Source organism: Sulfurivirga sp., assembly GCF_015490265.1.
Lineage (GTDB): Bacteria > Pseudomonadota > Gammaproteobacteria > Thiomicrospirales > Thiomicrospiraceae > Sulfurivirga.
Genome location: NZ_WFYD01000009.1, coordinates 1 through 4,564 on the forward strand (window position 1 = coordinate 1; position 4,564 = coordinate 4,564).

The 4,564-nt window shown below is 62.5% G+C and carries 7 protein-coding genes and 2 tRNA genes; 8 read left to right on the forward strand and 1 reads right to left on the reverse strand.

Features of this window, described 5'->3' with window-relative positions; translation table 11 throughout:
* The 6 genes from F8K16_RS00420 to F8K16_RS00445 form a co-directional block, all read left to right on the forward strand.
* Positions 1-275, forward strand: a 275-nt coding sequence (locus F8K16_RS00420) for a hypothetical protein (RefSeq protein ID WP_294945417.1), incomplete at its 5' end; no start/stop codon positions are given.
* Complete coding sequence (locus F8K16_RS00425) at positions 275-1,087, forward strand: 2-oxoacid:ferredoxin oxidoreductase subunit beta (protein WP_294945421.1); 813 nt, start codon at positions 275-277, stop codon at positions 1,085-1,087. The genes F8K16_RS00420 and F8K16_RS00425, both read left to right, overlap by 1 nt.
* On the forward strand, positions 1,084-1,536 hold the full coding sequence (locus F8K16_RS00430; RefSeq protein ID WP_294945424.1) for a hypothetical protein: 453 nt from the start codon (positions 1,084-1,086) through the stop codon (positions 1,534-1,536). The genes F8K16_RS00425 and F8K16_RS00430 overlap by 4 nt, the downstream gene beginning before the upstream one ends.
* A 49-nt stretch (positions 1,537-1,585) precedes the next feature.
* The gene (gene adk, locus F8K16_RS00435) at positions 1,586-2,236 is read left to right on the forward strand and encodes an adenylate kinase (RefSeq protein ID WP_294945428.1); all 651 of its coding nucleotides are present in this window, start codon (positions 1,586-1,588) and stop codon (positions 2,234-2,236) included.
* Between the two features lie 45 nt (positions 2,237-2,281).
* Positions 2,282-2,357: transfer RNA gene (locus F8K16_RS00440), tRNA-Phe, on the forward strand.
* A 58-nt stretch (positions 2,358-2,415) separates the two neighbouring features.
* A tRNA-Leu gene (locus F8K16_RS00445) sits at positions 2,416-2,500 on the forward strand.
* A gap of 60 nt (positions 2,501-2,560) precedes the next feature.
* On the opposite strand, the gene F8K16_RS00450 is transcribed toward F8K16_RS00445, so the two are convergent.
* Positions 2,561-2,758, reverse strand: a complete 198-nt coding sequence (locus tag F8K16_RS00450; RefSeq protein WP_294945431.1) for a hypothetical protein — start codon at positions 2,756-2,758, stop codon at positions 2,561-2,563.
* A gap of 93 nt (positions 2,759-2,851) precedes the next feature.
* Between F8K16_RS00450 and mutM the strand changes: the two genes are divergently transcribed.
* Both mutM and selD read left to right on the forward strand, forming a co-directional pair.
* Positions 2,852-3,670, forward strand: coding sequence for a bifunctional DNA-formamidopyrimidine glycosylase/DNA-(apurinic or apyrimidinic site) lyase (gene mutM / locus F8K16_RS00455; RefSeq protein ID WP_294945434.1), 819 nt, complete (start codon positions 2,852-2,854; stop codon positions 3,668-3,670).
* Positions 3,671-3,678: 8 nt separating this feature from the next.
* A partial coding sequence (selD, locus tag F8K16_RS00460; protein ID WP_294945436.1) for a selenide, water dikinase SelD occupies positions 3,679-4,564 on the forward strand: 886 nt, incomplete at its 3' end.

Here is a 4,564-nt window from a genome sequence, read left to right on the forward strand (position 1 = left end):
CCCTGCTGAAGCACTGTGCCCGCGTGCGCACCGAAGCCGGCCACCCCACCGCCGCACTGGGGCTGCGCCTGCTGATGCCCCTGCCGGTCGAACGGCTGCGCCCCCTGCTGGAAAAAACCCGGCGACGGCTGGTGGTGGAACAGACCCACGGGGCGCAGCTGCTGCACTATCTGCAGAGCCGACTGCCGGATATGCCGCTGGAAAGTCTGGCACAACCCGGCCCACTGCCCATCCGACCCGGTGAGGTGATCAAGCGCCTCGAGGAGGACATCTGATGCCCTTTGCCAACGACTACAAATCCGATATCCATCCCATCTGGTGCCCTGGCTGCGGTCATTTCATGGTGCTGCGGGCGCTGACGCAGGCGATGGCGTGGCTGGACCTGGACAAGGATCGCACAGCCGTCATTTCCGGCATCGGCTGCTCCTCCCGCCTGCCCGCCTATGTGGACGCTTACGGTTTTCATGGTCTGCATGGCCGTGCCCTGCCGCTGGCCACCGGCGTCAAGCTGGCCAACCCGGAAATGACCGTCATCGTCACCTCCGGCGACGGTGATGCCTACTCCATCGGTGGCAACCACTTTCTACATGCCTGCCGGCGCAATCTGGACATGACCCTGATCGTGATGGACAACCGCGTCTATGGCATGACCAAGGGGCAGCCCTCCCCCACCACGGAACCGGAATGGAAGGCGAAGCTGGCGCCCCATGGCACCCATCTGCGCCCCTTCCAGCCCATGGCGCTTGCGCTGTCGGCGGGCGCCAGCTTTGTGGCGCGTGGCTTTTCCGGCAACCCGGCGGAACTGAGCAAGGTGATCGCAGCCGGTATCGAACATGAGGGTTTCAGCTTCATCGAAGTGCTCAGCCCATGTGTCACTTTCCGTCCGGAAGAGCTGGCCTGGCGGCATGAGGCCACGCCGCTGGATGCCGAACCCACGGACGACCTGTGCACCGCCATGCATAATGTGCTGGAAAAGCCGGCTCTGACCACTGGCATCTTCTATCAGGCACAGCGCCCCGTCTGGTCACCGGACACGGCGGAAAACAGGCCGCTTGAGACACTGGGAGAGGAGGCCTTTGCCCTATGAACGCCCGACACTCCGACTGTGCCCGCGCCCGCCTGCTGGTGAGCGACCTGACCCAGATTCTGCGCGATACCGCCCATACCCTGCAGGCACATCATAATGTCGCTGCGGCCGACTGGCTGCTTGGCATGCTCGATCAGCTGGAGCGGCACCGCCAGACGGTCCAGCAACTGTGCGTTGATGCGCCCCTGCTGCCGCCATGGGAAGCCCCTGCTCTGTCCAGTCTCAACGCCTTCATGGATGGTGTGGACATGCATGCGGCTCCCTCCACACTGGCGTCTCTGCTGCGGAAGGTGATCGATGAGCTGACCGCATGGTATGACAGCACCCCCAGCCTGCCGGGAAAAGAGCGGCTGATCGCACAGCTGCGCGCACTTGAATGGCCGGACGCGCCGGAAAATGGCATGCTTCACGGCGACCCGCTGGCGCCGGTCAACGAAGAGGGCAGCTGACGCCCTCTGGTAAAATACCGCGCCATCACCCATTCAAGGAGACTCCACCATGCGCATCATTCTGTTGGGCGCTCCCGGCGCCGGCAAGGGCACTCAGGCCCAGTTCCTCAGCAGGCATTTCGGCATTCCGCAGATTTCCACCGGCGATATGTTGCGCGCGGCCATTGCCGAAGGCACCGAACTGGGGAAAGAGGCGAAAAAGTACATGGATGCCGGACAGCTGGTGCCGGATGAGGTGATCGTGGGTCTGGTCAAGGAACGCATCGCCCAGCCGGATTGCGCCAACGGCTTCCTGCTGGACGGCTTTCCCCGCACCGTGGCGCAGGCGGACGCCCTCAAGGCCGCTGGCGTGGACATTGACGCCGTCATCGAAATCGACGTGCCCGACGAGGTGATCGTGGAGCGTCTTTCGGGCCGCCGCGTGCATCCGGCCTCCGGACGCACCTACCACATCAAATACAACCCGCCGAAGCAGGAGGGCCTGGATGATGAGACCGGCGAGCCGCTGATTCAGCGCGATGACGACAAGCCGGAGACCATCCGCAAGCGCCTGGCCGTCTATCACGAGCAGACCGCCCCGCTGGTGGACTACTACCGCAAGGAAGCCGAGGCCAATCCGTCACTCAAATACATCCACATCGACGGCACCCAGCCGATCGACGCGGTGGAGCAGGCGATCCTTGCTGCGCTTGAGAAATGAAATTGACACCCTGCGCGCCTTTGTCTAAAATGCGCGCATTCTTCTGGCCAGGTAGCTCAGTTGGTAGAGCAAGGGACTGAAAATCCCTGTGTCGGCAGTTCGATTCTGCCCCTGGCCACCATCTTCAGAAAGCCGGTTGCAAGACCGGTTTTTTTGTCCCCTTGAAACGGGACCGCCGCGCGGGAGTGGTGGAATTGGTAGACACGCCAGATTTAGGTTCTGGTGCCGAAAGGCGTGAGAGTTCGAGTCTCTCCTCCCGCACCATTCCGATTGCGCAGTTTCCATCCTGCTCTCGCCTTACGGCAGACACATCCGCTCTGACGCTCATCCGCCATGATGCTGACGCGCCTTGAAGGCAGCAATGGCCGGCGGCACATTGGCATGGCGTGCCTGTTCGGGCCGATCGCGGAACTGGCGCATGGCCTCGATGGCCTCTTTCGCACTGGCGAAGGTCGCTATGGCCTGTCCACCACGATAGACGGTAAAGCCGTTTTCACTGCGATCAATGCTGTAGCCCTTCATGGTCCACCTCCTCATGTTCTGTATCGGCAGCCCTTAAAATAAGTTGCCAATTTTACGTCAACATGAACTTTCAAAGACTTACAAGAAACTTTCATGCCAGAGCTTCCAGAGGTCGAGACAACAAGAAAAGGGCTTGCTCCCCATCTGACCGGACGCACGCCGACCAAAGCCGTGGTGCGTCAGACTCGCCTGCGCTGGCCGGTGGATGCGGAGGCCCTCAACCGCTGGTGCGGCACCCCCATCACAGCGCTGCAGCGGCGCAGCAAGTGGCTGGTGCTGGAAAACGCGACAGGCTTCGTGCTGATCCATCTGGGCATGAGCGGCAGCCTGCGTATCCTGCCGGCGGACACACTGGCACTCAAGCATGATCACATCGATCTACTGCTGGACGATGGCCGACTGCTGCGCTACACCGATCCACGTCGTTTCGGTGCCTGGCTGAGCGGCAGCGGTGACTGGCGACAGCATCCCCGCCTGCGGAATCTGGGCCCGGAGCCCCTTTCAGACGGGTTCAGCCCCAACCATCTGGCTGAACACTGCCTCAAATCCCGCCGCGCCATCAAGACACTCATCATGGACAGCCGTGTGGTGGTGGGCGTGGGCAACATCTACGCCAATGAGGCGCTGTTTCTGGCCGGCATTCATCCGGCCCGACCCGCCAACAGCCTTGAGGAAAGGGACATCATCCGGCTGCATGAGGCCATCCGTGCCGTGCTGGCCCGAGCCATCGAGGCCGGCGGCACCACCCTGCAGGATTTCACCCGCCCGGATGGCCAGCCGGGCTATTTCGCCCAGAAACTGCATGTCTATGGGCGTGAAGAACACCCCTGTCACACCTGTGGCACGGCCATCGAGCGCATCACGCTGGGACAGCGCGGCACCTTTTTCTGCCCCGAATGCCAACCTTTATAATGAGGCGTATGAACATGATCCGACTGACCGAATACTCCCACGGCGCAGGCTGTGGCTGCAAGATCGCCCCGGCGCTGCTGGAAGAGATGCTCAAAACCGGCATGGCCCACAGCGTGCCGGATGAACTGCTGGTGGGCAACCACACCAAGGACGATGCCGCCGCCTTCGATCTGGGCAATGGCACGGCGGTGCTGTCCACCACCGACTTTTTCATGCCCATTGTGGATGACCCGTTCAGGTTCGGCCAGATTGCCGCCACCAACGCCATCAGTGATATCTACGCCATGGGCGGCCGTCCGCTGATGGCCATCGCCATCTTCGCCTGGCCCATTGACAAGCTGGACGCCGCCACCGGCCAGCGGGTGATCGAAGGCGGGCGCGAGGCCTGCCGCAACGCGGGTATTCCCCTGGCCGGCGGCCATTCCATCGATGCGCCGGAACCCATCTTCGGCTTGGCGGTGACGGGCCTTGTTGAAACGACCCGGCTCAAGCGCAACGACACCGCCGAACCCGACTGCCAGCTGTTTCTCACCAAGCCCATCGGCATCGGCATTCTCACCACCGCCCAGAAGCAGAAGAAAATTCAGCCGGAACATCTTGAGGCGGCCATCGAACAGATGTGCACGCTTAACAGTGCCGGTGCCCGCTTTGCCGAAGTGGATGGGGTCACCGCCATGACGGATGTGACCGGCTTCGGTCTGCTGGGCCATCTGATCGAGATCTGCGAAGGCAGCGGCGTGCGCGCCGAAGTCGAGGCGGAAGCCGTACCGCTGCTGCCCCATGTGCTCGACTATCTGGCGCAGGGCTGCACGCCGGGCGGCACCGACCGCAACTTCAACAGCTACGGCCACAAGGTCAGCCCCCTGACCGAGCAGCAGCGCTACACTCTGTGCG